The following is a 17249-nucleotide window of genomic DNA, read 5'->3' on the forward strand; positions in this document are numbered from 1 at the left end:
CTGTCAGGTGAGCAGCGCGACGTTGCCGCCGGCTGCGGCGGTGTTGATGGTCACCGTCTGTTCTGCGCAGAAGCGCGGCAGGTAGTTTGGGCCGCCGGCCTTGGGACCGGTGCCGGACAGGCCTTCGCCGCCGAACGGCTGCACCCCGACGACGGCGCCGATCATGTTGCGATTGATGTAGACGTTGCCGATGCGGGCCTCGCGTGCCAGCGCCTCGGCGCGGCTGTCGATGCGGGTCTGGATGCCGAGCGTGAGGCCATAGCCGACGCGGTTGATCGCAGCTATCACCGCCTGCGGGTCGCCGCTCCAGCGCGCCACCTGCAGGACGGGTCCGAAGATCTCGTTCCTGACCTGCTCGACTCCGCCGACCTCGAACGCCTGGGGCGGGATCAGGCGGGTGCGCGGATCGGGCTCGGTCGGCGGGAGCAGGGGACTGGCCCGGGACTGCAGCAGCTCCAGGTGCCGCTGCAGCGTCGCGAACGCTTCCCCGTCGATCACCGGGCCGACGTCCGTGGACCAGCGGGCCGGATCGCCCGTGACCAGTTCCAGGGCCGCGCCCTGCAGCATGTGGATCAGTGGTTCGGCGATCGCCTCGTGCACGAGCAGCAGGCGCAGCGCGGAGCAGCGCTGGCCGGCCGAGCGGAACGCGCTCTGCACGACGGCGTCCACCACCTGTTCGGGCAACGCCGTGGAGTCCACCAGCATGGCGTTGATCCCGCCCGTCTCCGCAATCAGCGGCACGATGGGGCCGTCCTTGTCGGCCAGCGTGCGCTGGATGATCTTCGCGACCTGCGTCGAGCCCGTGAACACCACGCCCGCGATGCGCGGGTGCGCGACCAGCGCCGCGCCCACTGTTTCGCCCGGGCCGTGCAGCAGCTGCAGTGCGTCGGCCGGAACGCCAGCGGCATGCAGCAGGTGCACCGCCTCGGCGGCGATGGCGGGCGTCTGCTCCGCGGGCTTCGCGATCACCGTGTTGCCCGTCACGAGCGCCGCGGCGACCTGGCCCGTGAAGATCGCGAGCGGAAAGTTCCAGGGGCTGATGCAGGCCCAGGTGCCGCGGCCGGTGAGGCGCAGCTCGTTGCTCTCGCCGGTGGGGCCCGGCAGGACCTGCGGCTGCAGGATGCGCTCGGCCTCGTTGGCGTAGTAGCGCAGGAAGTCCACCGCCTCGCGCACCTCCGCCAGTGCGTCGCCCCAGCACTTGAAGCCTTCCTTGACCAGCACTGCGCACAGGCGCGGCAAGTCGTTTTCCATGCTGTCCGCGCACCGCCGCAGGATGGCTGCGCGGTCCGCCGCCGGCTTGCGTTCCCACGCAGGCCCCGCGGCCAGCGCGCGATCGACCGCAGCGCCCACCTGCGCGGGATCGGCGAGCGGGATCGCCGCCACCGTGGTGCGTGCGAACGCGTCGTCCAGCAGCGCGCGCGTGGTCGGCAGCGTCAGGTCCAGCCCGCGGCTGTTGCGGCGCGCGGGCCCGTACAGCTCGGGCGGCAATGGCAGGGCGGACTGCGGCGCCAGGTGCAGCGGCGACTGCAGCAGTTCTTCCATGCCGACGGACTCGTCGGCCAGCTGGTGCACGAAGGATGAATTCGCGCCGTTCTCCAGCAGCCGCCGCACCAGGTAGGCGAGCAGGTCGCGGTGCACGCCCACCGGCGCGTAGACGCGCACTGGCAGGGCTCCTTCTCGTGCGTCGACCGGCACCGGTGTTGCTCCTCCCCCTAGAGGGGGAGGCTGGGTGGGGGGGAGCGTCATCCGCCCCAAGGGGGAGGGTGTATATCGCGAGACCTCGCGATACACACCCTCCCCCATGCCGTGCAGGCGCTGGAGCTCGAAGGCGGCGCCATTCGCGCGCGCCATCTGCACGATGGCGGCGATGGTGCCCGCGTTGTGCGTGGCGAACTGCGGGAAGATCACGTCCTGCGCCTGCAGCAGCGCGCGCGCGCACGCGAGGTAGGAAACGTCGGTGTGGTTCTTGTGCGTGAACACGGGATAGTGCGGCAGTCCCAGTTCCTGCGCGCGCTTGATCTCCGCGTCCCAGTAGGCGCCCTTCACCAGCCGGCACATCAGGCGAATGCCGTGGCGGCGCGCGATGGCCGCGACTTCGCCGACCAGTGCCAGTGCGCGCGTCTGGTAGGCCTGCAGCGCCAGCCCGAAGCCTTGCCAGCGCGGATGGTGCTGCGCCACGTGCGCGGCGAGTGCGTCGAAGACGTCGAGCGAGAGTTCGAGCCGATCCACCTCCTCGGCGTCGATGGTGAGATTGATGTTGGCGCCGGCCGCCTGGTCGCACAGGCGCGCCACCCGCGGCACCAGCTGCGCCAGCACGCGCTCGCGCTGCAGCGCCTCGTAGCGCGGATGCAGGGCACTCAGCTTGATGGAGATGCCATCGTTCGCCTGCACGGGTTGCGCGGGATCCGCCGCGGCGGCGATCGCCGCGATCGCCTCTTCGTAATGCTGGAGGTAGCGCTGCGCATCTTCCTCGGTGCGCGCGCCTTCGCCCAGCATGTCGTACGAGAAGCGCAGGTGCGGCTGGCGGCGTCGCGCACTCGCCGCCTCGTGCTGCGCCTCGGCGATGTCCTGGCCCAGCACGAACTGGCGTCCGAGCAACTGCACTGCGCGCAAGGCGGCGGCCACCACGGTGCGCGCGCCGAGCCGCGCGAACAGGCCGGGTTCGGGCTGTGCGCCGTCGCCGGGCAGGAAGCGCTTGGACAGCGCGATCGCGCTGTGCGACAGCCGCGCCAGGGCACGGTCGGGAGAGCCTTCGAAATCCGCCCGCGAGAGCTGGTCGGCCGTCAGTGCGATCGCGGTCTGCGCATCCGGCACGCGCAGCAGGGCTTCGGCCAGGCGCATGAGCGCCAATCCCTCGGCACTGGAGATGGGGTACTCCTTGAGCAGGCTCTCCATCGCCCAGAACGGCGGTGGATGCTTGCGCACCGCGGCCACCCACGGTTCGGCGACCTGCGCGGCGGCCGCCCAGTCCAGCGCGTCACGCAGCGAGGCAAGCAGCTCCGCCACCACGGCGGCTTCCGGGCGGTACGGGTCGGGCAGGCGTTGGGTGTCGGCGGGCATGGCATCCAGTGTGGGTCCAACGCATGGTCGCTGGAGTCGGGACGAATCTTTCGCTAAAGTGAATGAAATCTGCCGAATATAAATTCGATCATGCAAGCTGCAGCCAGTGATCTGGATCGCATCGACCTCAAGATCCTCCAGGTCCTGCAATCGGATGGGCGTCTCACCAACCTCAAGCTCGCGGAGGCGGTGGCGCTGTCGCCCACGGCCGTGCTCGCGCGCGTCCAGCGCCTCACGCGCGAGGAATACATCGTCGGCTACGAGGCGCGCCTCGACCCGCTGAAACTCGGACTCGGCATGCTGGTTTTCGTCGAGGTGCTGCTGGACCGGACCACGCCGAATGTGTTCGATGCGTTCAAGGCCGCCGTACAGGTGCATCCGCAGATCCTCGAGTGCCACATGGTGGCCGGAGGCTTCGACTACCTGCTCAAGACGCGCATGGCCGACATGCAGGCCTACCGGGACTTCGCCGGCACCGTGTTGTGGCAATTGCCGGGCGTGCGGGAGACTCGCACGTACGCCGTGATGGAGGAGGTGAAGAACTCCGCCCGCCTGCCCCTGGGCGTGTAGCCGCGCGTCCACGTCCCCCGTCCGGCCAGTGGCCGGGCGCGGCATGCGTCGGCAGAATCGGCGCTTTCACCGGAGAACACGCATGCACAAGCACCTGTTCACCGCCGCAGCGGTGCTCGCTCTCGCCCTGCCCGCGGCCGCCCAGACGATGAAGCCTGGCCTGTGGGAAATCAACAACAAGGTCAGCGGCGGGCAGATGGACCAGGCCATGGCCGAAATGCAGAAGCAGATGGCGCAGATGCCGCAGGACCAGCGCAAGCAGATGGAGGCGATGATGGCGCAGCGAGGCGTGCAGGTCACGCCGGGCGCGAACGGGGGCATGGGCGTGCGGATGTGCATGACGCGCGAGATGGTCGAGCGCAACGAGGTGCCCACGCGCCAGGACTGCACGAGCACGCAGGGCAAGCGGACCGGCAACTCCATCCATGTCGCGTTCACCTGCAGGAACCCGCCTTCCAGCGGTGAGGGCGACGTGAGCTTCACGCCCGAGAGCTACACCAGCCACATGGTCGTGACGACCACCGTGCAGGGGCGGCCCGAGACGATGACGATGGACGCGACGGGCAAGTTCCTGAAGGCCGACTGCGGCGACATCAAGCCGGTGGTGCCCCGGAAGTAAGCGGCTCGCCCTGGGGCTTGCGGCTGCGCACCCCGAAGATCGCGGTGCCGACGCGCACCATCGTGCTGCCGGCGTGGATCGCCGCTTCGAGGTCGGCGGTCATGCCCATGGACAAGGTGTCCAGCGGCAGGCCGGCCGCGCGCAGCGCGTCGAACAGCGCGCGGGCGCGCCGATGCACCGCCACCTGCGCAGCGAAATCCCCGGCCGGCTCCGGGATCGTCATCAGCCCGCGCAGGCGTAGCCGCGGCAGGGCGGCGACGGCGCGCGCGAGGTCCAGCGCTTCCTCCGGCGCGACACCCGACTTGCTCGGACCACCATCGATGTTCACCTGGATGCAGACCTGCAGCGGCCCGAGCTCGTCGCGCCGCTGTTCCGAGAGCCGTTGCGCGATCTTCAGGCGGTCGATGGTCTGGGCCCAGTCGAAGTGCTCCGCCACCAGCCGCGTCTTGTTGCTCTGGATCGGGCCGATGCAGTGCCACTGCAGGCGCAGGTCGCGCAACTGCGCCTGCTTCTCGATCGCTTCCTGGATGTAGTTCTCGCCGAAGGCGTTCTCGCCCGCCGCGTGGGCTGCGCGCACGGCGTCGGCTGCAAACGTCTTCGCCACGGGGAGCAGCGTGACTTCGTTCACGTCGCGTCCGGCGGCCGCGCAGGCGCTCGCGATCCGCTCGTGCACGCTCTGGAGGTTCATGGCAATCGTCGTCATAATGGACCGGCAGAGCCACGCTCACCGCGGGGCGCGAAGCACCATAAGGAAGAGGGATTCGTGGATATTACCCAGCTGCTGGCATTCAGCGTCAAGAACAAGGCGTCGGACCTGCACCTGTCCGCGGGGCTCCCCCCGATGATCCGCGTGCACGGGGACGTCCGCCGCATCAACGTCGACCCCATGGACCACAAGCAGGTCCATGCCATGGTGTACGACATCATGAACGACAGCCAGCGCAAGCAGTACGAGGAATTCCTCGAGTGCGACTTTTCCTTCGAGATCGAGGGGCTGGCCCGCTTCCGCGTCAACGCCTTCAACCAGAACCGCGGCGCCGGCGCCGTGTTCCGGACGATTCCTTCCAAGATTCTCACGCTGGAGCAGCTGAACGCGCCCAAGATCTTCGGCGACCTCGCGCTCAAGCCGCGCGGCATGGTGCTGGTGACCGGCCCCACGGGTTCGGGCAAGTCCACCACGCTCGCGGCGATGATCAACCACCTGAACGAGACCGAGTACGGCCACATCCTCACGGTGGAAGACCCGATCGAATTCGTGCACGAGTCCAAGAAGTGCCTGGTGAACCAGCGCGAGGTGGGCCCGATGACGCTGTCCTTCTCCAACGCGCTGCGCTCCGCGTTGCGCGAGGACCCGGACTGCATCCTGGTCGGCGAAATGCGCGACCTGGAGACGATCCGCCTGGCCATGACGGCGGCGGAAACCGGCCACCTCGTGTTCGGCACGCTGCACACCTCGAGCGCCGCCAAGACCATCGACCGGATCATCGACGTGTTCCCGGCCGAGGAAAAGGAAATGGTCCGCGCGATGCTGTCCGAGTCCCTGCAGGCCGTGATCTCGCAGACCCTGTGCAAGACCAAGGACGGCAGCGGCCGGGTGGCGGCGCACGAGATCATGCTCGGCACCTCGGCCATCCGCAACCTGATCCGCGAAGCCAAGGTGGCGCAGATGTACTCCGCCATCCAGACCGGCAACAGCGTGGGCATGCAGACGCTGGACCAGAACCTGACGGAGCTCGTGCGGCGCAACGTCATCTCTGCCGCCGAAGCCCGCGGCAAGGCCAAGATCCCCGAGAACTTCCCCGGCTGAGCGTCGGCGGGCACGGCAGGGTGCCAGGGCGCGCGGTGGGGACGGTTGCTGCCGGACCCCCGCTCCTGGAACCGGGCCGCTGCGAAGGGACGCAAGGAGCAAGAAAATGGAACGCGACCAGGCAACCAAATTCATCAACGACCTGCTGAAGCTCATGGTGGGGCGCAACGGCTCCGACCTGTTCATCACGGCCGACTTTCCGCCGGCGATCAAGGTGGACGGCAAGGTCACCAAGGTCTCGCCGCAGCCGCTCAATGGCGCGCACACGCTGGCGCTGGCCCGTTCGATCATGAGCGACAAGCAGGCCGCGGAGTTCGAGCGCACCAAGGAGTGCAATTTCGCGATCTCGCCGTCCGGCATCGGCCGCTTCCGCGTGAATGCGTTCGTGCAGCAAAGCAAGGTGGGCATGGTGCTGCGGGTCATTCCGCAGGTCCTGCCCACGATCGACGGCCTCGGGGTGCCGCAGGTGCTCAAGGAAGTCGTGATGTCCAAGCGCGGGCTCGTCATCCTGGTGGGCGCGACCGGTTCGGGCAAGTCGACGACGCTGGCGGCGATGATCGACTGGCGCAACGAGCAGAGCTACGGCCACATCATCACCATCGAGGACCCGGTGGAGTTCGTGCACCAGCACAAGAACTGCGTGATCACGCAGCGCGAAGTGGGGCTGGACACCGACAACTGGGAATCGGCGCTGAAGAACACGCTGCGGCAGGCGCCGGACGTGATCCTGATGGGTGAGATCCGCGACCGCGAGACGATGGAGCACGCGATCGCGTTTGCCGAAACCGGCCACCTGTGCATGGCCACGCTGCACGCCAACAGCGCCAACCAGGCGCTCGACCGCGTGATCAACTTCTTCCCGGAAGAGCGCCGCCCGCAACTGCTGATGGACTTGTCGCTGAACCTGAAGGCCTTCGTGTCGCAGCGCCTCGTGCCGCTGCAGGACGGCAAGGGCCGGGGTGCGGCGGTGGAGGTGATGCTGAACTCGCCGCTGATCTCGGACCTCATCTTCAAGGGCGAGGTCTCCGAGATCAAGGAGATCATGAAGAAGAGCCGCAACCTGGGCATGCAGACCTTCGACCAGGCGCTGTTCGACATGTACGAGGGCAATGTCATCACGTACGAGGACGCGCTGCGCAACGCGGACTCCGTCAACGACCTGCGCCTCCAGATCAAGCTGAACAGCCAACGCGCCAAGACCCAGGACCTGGCCGCGGGCACGGAGCACCTGGCGATCGTCTAGGGCTCAGGCGCGCGCGAGCCAATGGAACGCAGAGGGCGCAAAGGTCCGCAGAGGACGCAGAGAAGACCTCATCGGGGGTTCTCTGCGTCCTCTGCGTCATCTCTGCGCCCTCTGCGTTCTTCTGGCCGATGCGCCACCGGTGCTAAATTCGGTCCCATGCCCAGCACCAACCCGAAAACCTACGAACCCACTCCCGCGCGCAAGGTCGCGTTTCTCGGCCTTGGCGTGATGGGGTTTCCCATGGCCGGCCACCTGGCGTTGGCCGGGCATCGCGTGACGGTCTACAACCGCAGCGCGGAGAAGCGCCTCGCCTGGGGCAAGGAGTTCACCGGCGCGGCCGCGCCCACTCCGCGCGAGGCGGTGGCGGATTGCGATTTCGTGTTCTGCTGTGTCGGCAACGACGAGGACCTGCGCTCGGTCGTGCTGGGCGAGCACGGCGCCTTCGGCGGGATGAAGCCGGGCGCGATCTTCGTGGATCACACGACGGCCTCGGCCAACGTCGCGCGCGAACTCTCCGCCGAAGCGAAGCGGCGCGGACTGCACTTCGTCGATGCGCCGGTCTCCGGCGGCCAGGCCGGTGCGCAGAACGGCATGCTCACGGTCATGTGCGGCGGCGAGCCCGCCGCGTTCGACGCGGCGAAGCCCGTCGCGATGGCCTACTCGCGCGCGTTCACCTTGCTGGGCGACAGCGGCGCGGGCCAGCTGGCGAAGATGGTCAACCAGGTCGCCATCGCCGGGCTGGTGCAAGGCTTGTCGGAGGCGATCGCCTTCGGCATGAAGGCCGGCCTCGACATGCAGCAGGTGCTGGAAGTGATCGGCAAGGGCGCGGCCCAGAGCTGGCAGATGGACAACCGCGGCAAGACGATGATCGCCGACCAGTTCGAGTTCGGCTTCGCGGTGGACTGGATGCGCAAGGACCTGGGCCTGGTGCTCGACGAAGCCAAGCGCAATGGGGCGCGCCTGCCGGTCACGGCGCTGGTGGACCAGTTCTACGGCGACATCCAGGCCATGGGCGGCCAGCGCTGGGACACGTCGAGCCTGATCCGCCGGCTGCGCTGAAGCGGGCCGGACCAGGCAGCCAGGGCCGCGATCGCGGCCCTGCGTGTTTCAGCGCACCGGCGTGACGACCGGGCCGGCGGACGCCGGCGGCTCCGCAGCGGCAGGCGGGGTGACGGGAGCGGGCGTGGCGGTGGAGGCGGGCGCGGGTGCGGAGGCGGCGCCCCCGGGCGGCGTGATGCCCGATGCCCGCAGTTCATCGGGCGTCACGATTTCGAAGATGCGCACGACGCGCTGCACGCCCGCGATCTGCCGTGCGATGGACGTCGCGCGCTCGGCTTCACGCGCCGTCACGCGGCCCATCAGGTAGACGACGCCGCGCTGGGTCACCACGCGGAAGGCGTTGGCCTGCAGGTCCGAGGCGTCCACGAACGAGGCCCGCACTTCGCCGGTGATGAGCGTGTCGCTCGAACGCTGCGTCAGGCTGCTGGGAAGGGCGACCACCAGTTCGTTGACGATGCCGCGCACGTTGTCCACGCGCGAGACGATCTGCTCGGCCTGCTGCTTGGCGGCGTCGTTGGGCACTTCACCCGTCAGCAGGACCTGCCGGTTGTAGCTGGCAATGGCAATGTGCGCGCGATCCCCGAAGGCGTCGCTGAGGCGCGAAGCGGCGCGCAGTTCGATCGCTTCGTCGTCGACCTGCGCGCCGGAGCTGCGCCGGTCCGAGGCCATCATGACTGCGCCCGCAGCTGCGCCGCCGACGATGAGGGGGGCGCATCCGGCGAGGGCGCCGGCCAGCAGCGCGGCGGCGAGGGGAAGGAGCGAAAGACGGGAGAAAGAAACTGCGCGATTCATGTGGGGCTTTCCTGGTCACCGAGAAGCTGCGCATCGACGCCGTCGCAGATGCAATGCAGCGCGAGGATGTGGACCTCCTGGATGCGGGCGGTGCGCTCGTGGGGCACGCAGATGTGGACGTCGGTCTCGCGCAGCACGCCGGCCATCTTGCCGCCGCCGCGCCCGGTGAGCGCCACGACCGTCATCTCGCGCTCGTGCGCCGCCTCGATCGCCGCCATCACGTTCGCCGAGTTGCCGCTGGTGGAGAGGGCCAGCAGGACGTCGCCGGCCTGTCCGAGCGCCCGCACCTGCTTGGAGAAGATGCGCTCGTAGTCGTAGTCGTTGGCGATCGCCGTGATGATCGAGCTGTCGGTCGTGAGCGCGATCGCGCCGAGCTCGGGGCGTTCGCGTTCGAAGCGCCCGACGAACTCCGCGGCGAAGTGCTGTGCATCGGCCGCAGAGCCGCCGTTTCCGCAGGCGAGCACCTTGCCCCCACTGGTGACGCAGGCAAGCACGGCCTGCACCGCCTGCGCGATCGGCTTGCTGAGCGTCTGCGCCGACTGGTACTTGAGGTCGGCGCTGTCGATGAAGTTCTGCTGTATGCGTTGCTCGAGCATGGTCCGTGAATGATACCGCCCGCACCGGCGTGACAAATATCCCGCGGCACAGCGCCAGGTGAACACGCGGTTACTCTGTTTGTCGCAATGTTTCTCGCGGGGCGCGGTGTAGTCCCTTTCGGACGGATGCGGGAAGGAATGGCCGACGCATCCGCCGACGCGACCCGACACGAGCTCACGCGCGGAACTGACCTCGCGGATGTTGTGGCTCACTAATCTTGCGCTTGCTGGCTTCGATGCCCGCAGGTCAAGTTTCACAATTCAAGCTCTAGGAGAAGTTGCAATGGCTGTTCTGAAAAAAATTGCTGGACTCGCGGTTGGTATTTCCGCTGTCGCCGTGATCGGCGTCGCCGTGGCTCAGGGTGTGCCCCCGAACCCCTTCGTGATCAACCCCGCCCTGGGCGCCGGCCAGCAAAGCACCCACCTCACCTCCATGGGTGAGACTGGCGTGCCGGGCCTGATCGACCAGGTGCAGACCGCGCAGGTCACCACCGTGCGGGAAGTGGCGCAGGTGCAGCCGGCGCCCGCTCCCGCCCCCGTTGCCCAGGCTCCGGTGGTGGAAGAGCGCCAATCGATGGGCGCGGCCCCGGCCCCCGTGGAGCAACCCGCTCCCGCTCCGGTGATGCGTCGCAAGCACGATCGCAACTAAGCGCGCGTTTCCTTGCTGGGGCGACCTGCGGGCAGCCTCAGCCAGCATCGAAGGCGGCACGCATCCACTGGATGCTGCCGCCTTCCATGCTGATGACGTCGAATCGGCACGGCGGCGCGACCGCCAGCCGCATCAGGTAGTGCCGCGCGGCGAACACGATGCGTCGCTGCTTCTGCCAACCCACGCTGGCCGCAGCGCCGCCGAAGCCGTGGCCAGCGCGCTTGCGCACCTCCACGAACACCAGCGTGCCATCGCGATCGCGCAGGATCAGGTCGATCTCGCCGCCCCCGCGCCCGGGCGTCCGATAATTGCGCGCGACCAGCCGCAAGCCCTGGCGCACCAGGTGTGCGAGGGCCTGGTCTTCCGCGGCATCGCCTTGCTCCTTGGTCGTCACCCGGGGGCCCTTTCGAAGGAGTCCTGTTGAACGCATCCTTTGGCGCCGCACTGGCCGCCGCGCGCGAGGCGGCCGCCGCACAACATTATCCGCAGGGCTGCCTCTACGTGATCGCCACGCCCATCGGGAACCTCGCGGATATCGGCCTGCGGGCGCTGCACGTCCTGCAATTGGTGGACGCCGTCGCCTGCGAGGACACGCGCCACACGCAGGCCCTGCTGCGTGCGTATGGCATCGAGAAGACCGCCTGGCTCAGCGTGCATCGCCACAACGAGGCCGCGGGAGCGCAGGAGGTCGTCGCCCGCTTGCAGCAGGGCCAGCGCGTGGCGTACGCCAGCGACGCGGGCACGCCCGGCGTGAGCGACCCCGGGGCGCGCGTGGTGGCTGCCGTGGCTGCCGCCGGACTGCCGGTGGTGCCCATCCCGGGCCCGAGCAGCGTGACCACCTTGCTCAGCGCCATGCCGTCGCACCTGGAAGACAGCGCCTTCGTGTTCGCGGGTTTCCTGCCGGCCAAGGCGGGCGAACGCCAGCAGGCGGTCGAGGCCCTGCAGCGCGAGTCGCGTCCTGTCGTCGTGCTGGAGGCGCCGCATCGCATCGCCGCCCTGGCCGATGCACTGGCCGCGCTCGGGGAGCGCGGCGTCACCGTCGGCCGCGAGCTGACCAAGCAGTTCGAGGAGATCGCCACCTTGCGCTGCGACGCATTGCCGGCGTGGCTGCAGGCGTCCCCCCAGCGCAGCCGCGGCGAATTCGCGCTCGTCCTGCACGCGGTGGCGCAGGTGCGCGACGAGGGGGAGGCGCGGCGCGTGCTGCAGTTGCTGCTCGCGGAGCTGCCGACGAAGACCGCCGTCAAGCTCGCCGCGGAAATCACCGGTGCGGCGCGCAACGAGCTGTACGAACAGGCCTTGGCATGGAAGAAAGAGGGTGCCGGCTAAGGGACACTTGCACCTGCCCGGCGGCTGGCCCGTAGGCTGGGGTGAGCGCAGCGAACCCCAGCGTTCCCGCCCCGGCGCTTGAGTCAGATCACCAGCGGGTCCACGTCCACCGCCCAGCGGATCAGCCCCTTCATGCGCAGTGACTGCAGCACCGGCTGCCAGGCGGCCAGGAAGGCCTGCAGCGCCGGGCGTGAACTGCTTTCCAACAGCAACTGCGAGCGTTCCACGTTCGCCACGCGTTGCACGGTCATCGGCACCGGCGAGTACACCACGACGTGGCTGGCGCCTGCGAGAGCCGCGCTCTGCGCAGCGGCCGCCTGCAGGAATGCCTGCGCGACTTCCTGCGTGCGCGCCTCGGCGCGCAGCAGCGCCTGGAATGCGAAGGGCGGCATCGCGGCTTGCTCCCGTTCCCGCAGCTGCTGCCCGGCGAAGGCGGGATAGTCATGGCGCTTGAGCGCGCCGAACAGCGGGTGTTCGGGACTGAAGGTCTGCACCCACATCTCGCTGGCAGCCGCATGCGCTGCATCGCGTCCCGCGCGTCCGGCAGCCTGCATCAGCAGGCTGAATAGCCGCTCCGGCGCGCGGAAGTCGCTGGAATACAGCGACCCGTCCGGGTTCACCGCCGCCACCAGCGTGATGCGCCGGAAGTCGTGGCCCTTGGTGACCATCTGGGTGCCGACCAGGACGTCGACCTCGCCCGAGTGCACCTGCGCGAGCTGCTGTTCCAGTGCGCCCTTCAGGCGCGTGCTGTCGGCGTCCATGCGCGCGATGCGCACGGGCTCGCCGTCCGGGCGGCGCAAGTCTCCGAGTAATTCGGCGAGCTGCTCCTCCAGCCGCTCCGTGCCGCGCCCGAGCGGTGCGATGTCCACGTTGCCGCAGCTCGGGCAGGCGCGCGGGACGCGCTCGGTGAACCCGCAGTGGTGGCAGCGCAAGGTCCGGTCGATCTTGTGATAAACGCGGAAGGCGCTGCAGTGGCTGCATTCGCTGCGCCAGTCGCAGGCGGTGCAGGCCAGCACCGGCGCATAGCCGCGCCGGTTCAGGAACACCAGCGACTGCTCGCCGCGCGCGACCCGCTGCCCGATCGCAGCGAGCAGGGGCGGCGAGAACAGCGTGCCCCTGGGCTGGTGGTTCATGTTCACGATGCGCACCGCCGGCAGCGCACCGGCGCCGACGCGCGTCGGCATCTCCAGCACCCGATAGCGGCCCCGGTCGCACGCGTGCCAGCTCTCCAGCGAAGGCGTCGCCGAGCCGAGGATGACCTTCGCGCCTTCCAGCCGGCCACGGTAGACGGCCAGGTCCCGCGCTGAATAGCGGGCGCCTTCCTGCTGCTTGTAGCTCGGGTCGTGTTCCTCGTCGACGACGATCAATCCGAGCTGCGGCAGCGATGCGAACACCGCCATGCGCGTGCCCAGGACGATGCGTGCGCGGCCCAGATGGGCCGCGAGCCAGCTGCGCAGCCGCTGCGGGTTCGTCATGCCGCTGTGCAAGGCCACCACCTCTGGGGCGCCGAAGCGTTCTTCGAAGCGCGCCTGCAGCTGCGGAGTGAGGTTGATCTCCGGCACGAGGACCAGCGCCTGCGCTCCCGGATCCTGCGCCAGCAGGGCTTCCACGGCGCGCAGGTAGACCTCGGTCTTGCCGCTGCCTGTCGCGCCGAACAGCAGGAACGGCCCGGGCTCCTGCGCAATAGTCTCGAGGGCTTGCGCCTGGTCGGGCGTGAGTTCGGGCCGCGACGCAACGGGCGCGGCGGCCGCGGCAGGGCCTGCGCGAGCCAGCCGGCGCGCGAGTTGCGCCGCGTCGAGGGCGCGCAACTGCGGCGGCAGCGCGGCGAGTGCGACTTCGCCCAGGCTGCGCTGGTAGTAGGAGGCCGTGAAGGCGACCAGTTCGCGCCAGGCGGCGGAGAGCGGCGGCAACCCTTCGAGCGGACCGAGAATTTCCTTGAGCTGCGCGGGCGCGAGCGCGTCCGGCCCGCCGGGCGCCTCATCCCAAGCCACGCCGCAGACCTCGCGCCTACCCAAGGGCACACGCAGCAAGGTGCCCGGCGCAAGTGGAAGCTCACTGCGATAGCTGAGAGCACCGCCCAGCGCGCTATGCGCAGGCGTCGCGACGATCACGCTCAGCAAGCAGCTCATCGGTTGTCCTGCTTACGTCTTATGCTTAAGGTTGGATCGCGGAAACGTGGGTAAGTCGTTGATTCCACTTGGATTTGAGTTCGGGTCGTGTTTTGTGTGGATAACTTTGTTGATAGAGGGCCCCCCACGAGCCCAAACCCCACGAAAAATCAAGGGCTTGGCTGGACGGTGGCGAAAAACGCACGGCGCAAGATCCAAGCAAAATCAACAACTTACGAGCGCTACGGATTTCGGAGCGGGGCGCGGGCCGGACCGGCAGCTTAGCTGCGCCGCAACACGGCTTTTGTGCATAAGTCAAGCCGCCGGCCGGATGAAATCCCGCTTCCTGTCATCTAGGGAAGGTCCGGATGCGCAAGTTCACGCCCCGGCGCGCAGCTGGCGCGAATGGGCGTGCACGGCCTCGACGAGCGCCTGCACATGGTCCGGTGGCGTGTGCTGGCTGATGCCATGGCCGAGGTTGAAGATGTGCGTCGGGCCAGTCCCCGGCCCGCGATGGGGCGCCCCGAAGTCGTCCAGAACCCGCCGCGCTTCGGCGGCCACCTGCTCGGGGCGAGCGAAGAGCACGGCCGGGTCGAGGTTGCCCTGCAGGGCCTTGCTGCCGCCCACCAGCGCCCGCGCGCGTCGCAGGTTCACCGTCCAGTCGACGCCGAGCACCTCGCAGTCCAGCGCCTCCATTTCCTGCAGCCACAGCCCTCCGCCCTTGGTGAAGACGATGCGGGGAATGGTCACGCCGTCGTGGCTGCGCAGCAGCCGCGAGAGCACCTGCTGCGTGTACGCGAGACTGAAGCGCTGGAAGGCGCCGTCCGCCAGCGCGCCGCCCCAGCTGTCGAAGATCATCACGGCCTGCGCGCCCGCGGCGATCTGCGCATTGAGGTAGGCCGCAACCGCTTCGGCGTTCACCGCGAGGATGCGGGCCATCAGGTCCGGCCGGCTGTACAGCATGCTCTTGACGCCGCGCCAGTCATCCGCGGAGCCGCCGCCTTCGACCATGTAGCAGGCCAGCGTCCACGGGCTACCGGAGAAACCGATCAGGGGCACGCGGCCGCGAAGCGCATGCCTGATCGAACGCACCGCGTCGAAGACATAGCGCAGCTTGTCGAGGTCCGGCACTTCCAGGGCGGCGACGGAGGCTTCGTCGCGCAAGGGACGCGCGAGCCTCGGTCCCTCGCCTTCGGCAAAGCTGAGGCCCAGGCCCATGGCATCGGGCACCGTGAGGATGTCGGAGAACAGGATGGCCGCGTCGAGCGCGAAGCGATTCAGCGGCTGTAGCGTGACTTCCGTCGCGTAGTCGACGTTGGTCGCCAGCCCCATGAAGCTGCCCGCCCGCGCGCGCGTGGCCTTGTATTCGGGCAGGTAGCGGCCCGCCTGGCGCATCAGCCACACCGGCGTGTAGTCGGTGGCCTGGCGCAGGCAGGCGCGCAGGAAGGTGTCATTGGCGAGCGGCGGGAAAGACATGCCGCGATTGTCGCAGGGCCTGTCCTGCGGCTTCGGGGCTGCCGCGCGCGGCCCCCAGCAGCGGGCCGTGCCAGGCAGGGGTCTAGGCGACGGCTTGGCGCAGGGCCTGGTCGATGTCCCAGAGGATGTCCTCGACATCCTCGATGCCCACGGAGAGCCGGATCATGTCGGGACGCACGCCGGCGCGGGCCAGTTCCGCCTCGTCGAGCTGCCGGTGCGTGGTGGACGCCGGATGGATCACCAGGGTCTTGGCATCGCCGATGTTGGCGAGGTGGCTCAGGAATTCGCAAGCGTCGATGAAGCGCTCGCCCGAGCGCACCGGATCCGCCCCGCGAATCCCGAAGGTGAGGATGCCCGATGCGCCCGGCTTTCCGTCGATCGAACGGAACTGCTTGCGCGCGAGCGCGTGATGCGGTGAATCCTCCAGCCCGGGGTAGTTCACCCAGCCGACGAGGGGATGGTCGCGGAGGAACTCCGCCACGCGGCGCGCATTGCGGCAGTGGGCCTGCATGCGCAGGTGCAGCGTCTCGATGCCCTGCAGGATCAACCACGCGTTCAGCGGCGACAGCGCGGCGCCGAAGGTGCGGTTCACCTCCATGCGGGCCTTCATCGTGTAGCCGAAGTCGCCGAAGGTCTCGTAGAACTTGACGCCGTGGTAGGCGCGGCTCGGCTCCAGCATCTCCGGGAATTTCTCGCGCGCGAGCCCGCTGCCCCAGTCGAACTTGCCCGACTCGACCACCACGCCTGCCATCGTGGTGCCGTGGCCGCCGAGGTACTTGGTCGCGCTGTGCACGACGATGTCGGCGCCGAACGCGAAGGGGTTGCACAGGTAGGGGCTCGCCACCGTGTTGTCGACGATCAGCGGCAGGCCGTGCTCGTGCGCGATCGCCGCGACCGCCTCGATGTCGAACACGTTGACCAGGGGGTTGCCCAGCGTCTCGCCGTACACCGCGCGCGTGCTGGGGCGGATGGCGCGCCGGAAATTCTCCGGGTCCGCGGGATCGACGAAGGTGGTCTCTATGCCGAGGCGCCCGAAGCCGATGCCCAGTTGGCCCACGCTGCCGCCGTACAGCGTGGAAGCGGCGACGATGTGGTCGCCGGCCTTCAGGATCGCCAGGATCGCGGTCATCTGCGCGGCCATGCCCGTCGCGCACGCGAGCGCCGCGCGGCCGCCTTCCAGCGAGGCCACCCGTTCCTCCAGCACGGCGACCGTGGGATTGCTGATCCGGCTGTAGACGTTGCCGAAAGTCTGCAGGTTGAACAGGCTGGCCGCGTGCTCGGCGGAATCGAACACGAAGCTGGTCGTCTGGTGGATCGGCGTCGCACGCGCACCGGTCACCGGGTCGGGGATGGCGCCGGCGTGGATGGCACGGGTGGCGAACGCGTATTCGCGGTCGGCACCCTCTGCCTGCTTGCCGAGCCCGTAGTCGTGGTCGTGTTCGCTCATGTCAGTAGAACAGCTGCTGCGGCCTGCGCGCCGAAATCACCTTGGTGTTCACGCCCGCCCAGTTCAGTCCGCCGAACAGGCGCGCGTGCTCGATCTTCACGCAGCGGTCCATCACCACGTCGAGGCCGGCCGCGCGCGCCAGCGCAGCTGCTTCCTCGTTCACGACGCCGATCTGCAGCCACAGGCACTTCGCCCCGATCGCGATCGCCTCCTGCGCGATCGGCGGGATGTCCGCGCTCTTGCGAAAGCAGTCCACCATGTCGATGGCCTGTCCGTGCGTCGCGAGCGCCTCGGCCGCCGCAGTGACGCTGGAGTAGCTGCGCTCGCCCAGGATCTCCGCAGCCGACGGGTTGATCGGAACGATGCGGTAACCATGCTCCTGCATGTACTTGGCGGCGAAGAAACTGGGGCGGTGCCACTGCGGCGACAGTCCCACCACCGCAATGGTGCGGCAACTGCCCAGGATGCGCCGCAGCGCGTGGATGGTGCTCATGCCC

General features: G+C 68.8%; 16 protein-coding genes. 7 read left to right on the forward strand and 9 right to left on the reverse strand.

The features are described from left to right. Positions 1–3: 3 nt before the first annotated feature. Positions 4–3060 carry an L-glutamate gamma-semialdehyde dehydrogenase gene (locus tag JJB11_RS08545; protein WP_201168445.1) on the reverse strand — a complete coding sequence of 1019 codons (3057 nt, stop codon included), beginning with the start codon at positions 3058–3060 and terminating at the stop codon, positions 4–6. 90 nt (positions 3061–3150) lie between these two features. Between JJB11_RS08545 and JJB11_RS08550 the strand changes: the two genes are divergently transcribed. Both JJB11_RS08550 and JJB11_RS08555 read left to right on the forward strand, forming a co-directional pair. Beyond that, positions 3151–3630, forward strand: coding sequence for an Lrp/AsnC ligand binding domain-containing protein (locus tag JJB11_RS08550; RefSeq protein ID WP_201168457.1), 480 nt, complete (start codon positions 3151–3153; stop codon positions 3628–3630). An 82-nt stretch (positions 3631–3712) separates the two neighbouring features. After that, a complete protein-coding gene (locus JJB11_RS08555; protein WP_201168460.1) occupies positions 3713–4249 on the forward strand; it encodes a DUF3617 domain-containing protein in 537 nt (178 codons plus the stop codon). Here the strand turns inward: JJB11_RS08555 and JJB11_RS08560 are convergent. Beyond that, the gene (locus JJB11_RS08560; RefSeq protein ID WP_201168463.1) at positions 4224–4952 is read right to left on the reverse strand and encodes a YggS family pyridoxal phosphate-dependent enzyme; all 729 of its coding nucleotides are present in this window, start codon (positions 4950–4952) and stop codon (positions 4224–4226) included. The two genes, JJB11_RS08555 and JJB11_RS08560, sit on opposite strands and share 26 nt — an antisense overlap. Positions 4953–5012: 60 nt before the next feature. Between JJB11_RS08560 and JJB11_RS08565 the strand changes: the two genes are divergently transcribed. The 3 genes from JJB11_RS08565 to JJB11_RS08575 all read left to right on the forward strand — a co-directional run bounded on the left by JJB11_RS08565 (position 5013) and on the right by JJB11_RS08575 (position 8358). Next, entirely contained in the window at positions 5013–6056 is a 1044-nt protein-coding gene (locus JJB11_RS08565) for a PilT/PilU family type 4a pilus ATPase (RefSeq protein ID WP_201168466.1), read from the forward strand. Between the two features lie 106 nt (positions 6057–6162). Further along, positions 6163–7299 (forward strand): PilT/PilU family type 4a pilus ATPase, encoded by a 1137-nt coding sequence (locus JJB11_RS08570; protein ID WP_201168469.1) that lies wholly within the window; start codon positions 6163–6165, stop codon positions 7297–7299. Between the two features lie 156 nt (positions 7300–7455). Continuing rightward, positions 7456–8358 carry an NAD(P)-dependent oxidoreductase gene (locus JJB11_RS08575; protein WP_201168472.1) on the forward strand — a complete coding sequence of 301 codons (903 nt, stop codon included), beginning with the start codon at positions 7456–7458 and terminating at the stop codon, positions 8356–8358. Positions 8359–8406: 48 nt separating this feature from the next. Here the strand turns inward: JJB11_RS08575 and JJB11_RS08580 are convergent, their stop codons facing one another. Together JJB11_RS08580 and JJB11_RS08585 are read right to left on the reverse strand one after the other, a co-directional pair. Beyond that, positions 8407–9150 (reverse strand): BON domain-containing protein, encoded by a 744-nt coding sequence (locus JJB11_RS08580; RefSeq protein ID WP_201168475.1) that lies wholly within the window; start codon positions 9148–9150, stop codon positions 8407–8409. After that, the gene (locus tag JJB11_RS08585; protein ID WP_201168478.1) at positions 9147–9746 is read right to left on the reverse strand and encodes a phosphoheptose isomerase; all 600 of its coding nucleotides are present in this window, start codon (positions 9744–9746) and stop codon (positions 9147–9149) included. The genes JJB11_RS08580 and JJB11_RS08585 overlap by 4 nt, the downstream gene beginning before the upstream one ends. Positions 9747–10029: 283 nt before the next feature. On the opposite strand from JJB11_RS08585, the gene JJB11_RS08590 reads away from it, so the two are divergent. Then, positions 10030–10395, forward strand: coding sequence for a hypothetical protein (locus JJB11_RS08590; protein WP_201168481.1), 366 nt, complete (start codon positions 10030–10032; stop codon positions 10393–10395). Positions 10396–10432: 37 nt separating this feature from the next. On the opposite strand, the gene JJB11_RS08595 is transcribed toward JJB11_RS08590, so the two are convergent. Beyond that, entirely contained in the window at positions 10433–10825 is a 393-nt protein-coding gene (locus JJB11_RS08595; protein WP_340643140.1) for a YraN family protein, read from the reverse strand. Here JJB11_RS08595 and rsmI point away from each other — a divergent pair. Next, a complete protein-coding gene (rsmI, locus tag JJB11_RS25865) occupies positions 10816–11721 on the forward strand; it encodes a 16S rRNA (cytidine(1402)-2'-O)-methyltransferase (RefSeq protein WP_201964707.1) in 906 nt (301 codons plus the stop codon). The genes JJB11_RS08595 and rsmI overlap by 10 nt on opposite strands. An 83-nt stretch (positions 11722–11804) precedes the next feature. Here rsmI and JJB11_RS08600 read toward each other — a convergent pair whose 3' ends face one another. From JJB11_RS08600 to JJB11_RS08615, 4 genes are all read right to left on the reverse strand, one after another. Continuing rightward, positions 11805–13850, reverse strand: a complete 2046-nt coding sequence (locus JJB11_RS08600; RefSeq protein WP_201168484.1) for a primosomal protein N' — start codon at positions 13848–13850, stop codon at positions 11805–11807. 357 nt (positions 13851–14207) lie between these two features. After that, the gene (hemE, locus tag JJB11_RS08605; RefSeq protein WP_201168487.1) at positions 14208–15305 is read right to left on the reverse strand and encodes a uroporphyrinogen decarboxylase; all 1098 of its coding nucleotides are present in this window, start codon (positions 15303–15305) and stop codon (positions 14208–14210) included. An 82-nt stretch (positions 15306–15387) separates the two neighbouring features. Next, a complete protein-coding gene (locus JJB11_RS08610; protein ID WP_201168490.1) occupies positions 15388–16752 on the reverse strand; it encodes an O-acetylhomoserine aminocarboxypropyltransferase/cysteine synthase family protein in 1365 nt (454 codons plus the stop codon). 1 nt (position 16753) lies between these two features. Continuing rightward, complete coding sequence (locus JJB11_RS08615; RefSeq protein ID WP_201168493.1) at positions 16754–17245, reverse strand: CoA-binding protein; 492 nt, start codon at positions 17243–17245, stop codon at positions 16754–16756. Positions 17246–17249: the final 4 nt, after the last annotated feature.

The sequence above is a fragment of the Ramlibacter ginsenosidimutans genome, assembly GCF_016654015.1.
Classification (GTDB): domain Bacteria; phylum Pseudomonadota; class Gammaproteobacteria; order Burkholderiales; family Burkholderiaceae_C; genus Ramlibacter; species Ramlibacter ginsenosidimutans.

Coding starts and splice junctions, on each gene's coding strand:
- JJB11_RS08560 (WP_201168463.1), bottom strand. CDS start 4,952: ATGACGACGATTGCCATGAACCTCCAGAGCGTGCACGAGCGGATCGCG.
- JJB11_RS08570 (WP_201168469.1), top strand. CDS start 6,163: ATGGAACGCGACCAGGCAACCAAATTCATCAACGACCTGCTGAAGCTC.
- JJB11_RS08580 (WP_201168475.1), bottom strand. CDS start 9,150: ATGAATCGCGCAGTTTCTTTCTCCCGTCTTTCGCTCCTTCCCCTCGCC.
- hemE (WP_201168487.1), bottom strand. CDS start 15,305: ATGTCTTTCCCGCCGCTCGCCAATGACACCTTCCTGCGCGCCTGCCTG.
- JJB11_RS08610 (WP_201168490.1), bottom strand. CDS start 16,752: ATGAGCGAACACGACCACGACTACGGGCTCGGCAAGCAGGCAGAGGGT.
- JJB11_RS08550 (WP_201168457.1), top strand. CDS start 3,151: ATGCAAGCTGCAGCCAGTGATCTGGATCGCATCGACCTCAAGATCCTC.
- JJB11_RS08600 (WP_201168484.1), bottom strand. CDS start 13,850: ATGAGCTGCTTGCTGAGCGTGATCGTCGCGACGCCTGCGCATAGCGCG.
- JJB11_RS08590 (WP_201168481.1), top strand. CDS start 10,030: ATGGCTGTTCTGAAAAAAATTGCTGGACTCGCGGTTGGTATTTCCGCT.
- JJB11_RS08615 (WP_201168493.1), bottom strand. CDS start 17,245: ATGAGCACCATCCACGCGCTGCGGCGCATCCTGGGCAGTTGCCGCACC.
- JJB11_RS08575 (WP_201168472.1), top strand. CDS start 7,456: ATGCCCAGCACCAACCCGAAAACCTACGAACCCACTCCCGCGCGCAAG.
- JJB11_RS08595 (WP_340643140.1), bottom strand. CDS start 10,825: ATGCGTTCAACAGGACTCCTTCGAAAGGGCCCCCGGGTGACGACCAAG.
- JJB11_RS08555 (WP_201168460.1), top strand. CDS start 3,713: ATGCACAAGCACCTGTTCACCGCCGCAGCGGTGCTCGCTCTCGCCCTG.
- JJB11_RS08545 (WP_201168445.1), bottom strand. CDS start 3,060: ATGCCCGCCGACACCCAACGCCTGCCCGACCCGTACCGCCCGGAAGCC.
- JJB11_RS08585 (WP_201168478.1), bottom strand. CDS start 9,746: ATGCTCGAGCAACGCATACAGCAGAACTTCATCGACAGCGCCGACCTC.